This is a genomic window from Pseudogemmobacter sp. TB195 (assembly GCF_058313095.1).
Genome location: NZ_JBZEGG010000080.1, coordinates 1 through 1493 on the forward strand (window position 1 = coordinate 1; position 1493 = coordinate 1493).

General features: G+C 59.6%; 3 protein-coding genes. 2 read left to right on the forward strand and 1 reads right to left on the reverse strand.

Features of this window, described 5'->3' with window-relative positions; translation table 11 throughout:
• Positions 1-67: 67 nt before the first annotated feature.
• Complete coding sequence (locus AC4FS3_RS28630; RefSeq protein WP_491023360.1) at positions 68-211, reverse strand: hypothetical protein; 144 nt, start codon at positions 209-211, stop codon at positions 68-70.
• An 84-nt stretch (positions 212-295) separates the two neighbouring features.
• On the opposite strand from AC4FS3_RS28630, the gene AC4FS3_RS28635 reads away from it, so the two are divergent.
• Both AC4FS3_RS28635 and AC4FS3_RS28640 read left to right on the forward strand, forming a co-directional pair.
• Complete coding sequence (locus tag AC4FS3_RS28635; protein ID WP_172366381.1) at positions 296-484, forward strand: type II toxin-antitoxin system HicA family toxin; 189 nt, start codon at positions 296-298, stop codon at positions 482-484.
• 63 nt (positions 485-547) lie between these two features.
• Positions 548-946, forward strand: coding sequence for a type II toxin-antitoxin system HicB family antitoxin (locus AC4FS3_RS28640; protein WP_491023361.1), 399 nt, complete (start codon positions 548-550; stop codon positions 944-946).
• Positions 947-1493 lie beyond the last annotated feature (547 nt).

Here is a 1493-nt window from a genome sequence, read left to right on the forward strand (position 1 = left end):
GTGACTGTTGGAGAGCATAACGATATCGACCCTCTCGGTATCTGCCCGCCGCAGCGCGTCAAGACCATTACGGGAGTGTCCTGCCGCCGTTTGACCGGGACAGGCCAAGTTCATCTGCGAGAAGCTCGACCGCCCTCTTGAACACCGCCAGCAGCCGGGCCTCGCTGTCCCGCGTCCACTGATCCACCATCGCCGCAAAGCTCTGCACCATCTTCACTCCAAGCACATTTAAATACACATTTCACTTGCGCAACCCGCCAGAAGTGTGTATATATTTACTCAAAAAGCAGGGGCGATGGAGCTGGAAACCAACTCACGAAAGCTCCTGAAGGTTCTGAAAGACGCTGGTTTTGAGGAAGTTTCCAAACGCGGATCGCACCTCAAGCTACGGAAAGGCGAGATAACCGTAATCTTGCCCCACCCTAAGAAAGACCTGCCACTCGGAACTGTCAGGAGCATCTACCAACAGGCCGGGCTTCTTTAGCCCGGTCTACATCACCCTCGTCGCCCTTCCGACTGATTTACTTTGCTTTGTGAGGCACAATTCATGCGCTACTATACCGCTATCGTTCACCAGGACGGTGACAGCGCCTTCGGCCTGACCTTCCCGGACTTGCCCGGCGCGTTCGCCGCCGCCGATGACTGGAACGGCATCTCTGCCGCTGCCACCGAAGCTCTCGACCTCTGGTTCGAGGATCAGCCAGACATCGTGCCCGCTTCTCTGGATACGATCCGTCAGCGCGCCGATGTGGCCGATGCTTTAGCTTCTGGGGCGGTTCTGCTGCCGGTCCCTTACATCCCGGCTGATACCGCTGTTGACCGCGTCAACATCACCCTTGAGCGCGGCCTTCTCCGGGCGATTGATGAAACCGCCAAGGCCAGGGGAATGAACCGATCATCCTTCCTCGCGTCTGCGGCCCGGCGTGAACTGGTCGGGGCGGCTTAGGTCGCCCCCTTCACCCTCTGCCTCTATCTGGCTTCCCGGTGCCCCGAGCATATGCCTGACGGCCTGCCCCGTGATCTTCGCCACTCTCGCCACATCACGCGCGATCATGGCTTCGAGCCAGTCGGCCCGCATCTGCCGGCATGGCCCCTCGCACATCAGGACAGGATCCATGTGTGATCGAGGCGAAAGGTTGTGTCGCAGGTGCAGCCTGCGGTTTCGGACAATGGCGCCGCCGGATCATGCGCGAACTGGATGCTTGCCCCGTTTGCCAGCCGAAACGGCATATCAAAGCCCCGCACCTGCTGATTGTTTGCTTGCACATGCCACCAGCACGGCTCTTTCACCCCGCCGCCGTGGCGCCACGACTTGATCACGGCACTGGTCGGGGCCCCGAGCTTGTCCACCTTTCGTCTGCTTTGATGCGGCCCCCGCCTACGGCATTCTGAATGGTGCCGTTCAGATCGAACTGACCTGGGATGCCCCCACTGAAGTGGTCCACCCACAGGGATATGCTTATCCCGTTTTCAGGAGGACCAGATTATGGCTG